Source organism: Paraburkholderia sp. SIMBA_027 (assembly GCF_046535315.1).
Taxonomy (GTDB): domain Bacteria; phylum Pseudomonadota; class Gammaproteobacteria; order Burkholderiales; family Burkholderiaceae; genus Paraburkholderia; species Paraburkholderia tropica.
In genome coordinates this window covers 1-247 of the sequence record NZ_JAWRWY010001307.1, presented here as the reverse complement: position 1 = coordinate 247, position 247 = coordinate 1, and the positions used below count along the sequence as shown (strand labels likewise).

Annotated in this window: 1 protein-coding gene; it reads left to right on the top strand. The window is 64.4% G+C overall.

Annotation, left to right across the window (positions count from 1 at the left end; all coding sequences use genetic code 11):
• Nucleotides 1-247: hypothetical protein (locus SB764_RS43385; RefSeq protein WP_410867223.1), on the top strand; the 247-nt coding region annotated here is incomplete at both ends.

The following is a 247-nucleotide window of genomic DNA, read 5'->3' as shown; positions in this document are numbered from 1 at the left end:
ATATCATTTCCAAGAAGTCGGTCCTCACGGGGACCTTCCGCGCCTTCGGCCTCGACGTGCTGCAGCTGATCCAGCGCCGCCTCGAAGAGATCGTCCGCTCGGCCGCGGCAATTGCCGGAACGGAGGGTGCGATCCGTTTCGACGATGGTCTGTGTCCGCCAGTGGTCAATACGCGGGCGGAAGCCAGGCTGATGCGCGATGCGGCCACCGAGCTTTTCGGCGAAAGCGAGGTCGAAACCCTGCCGCC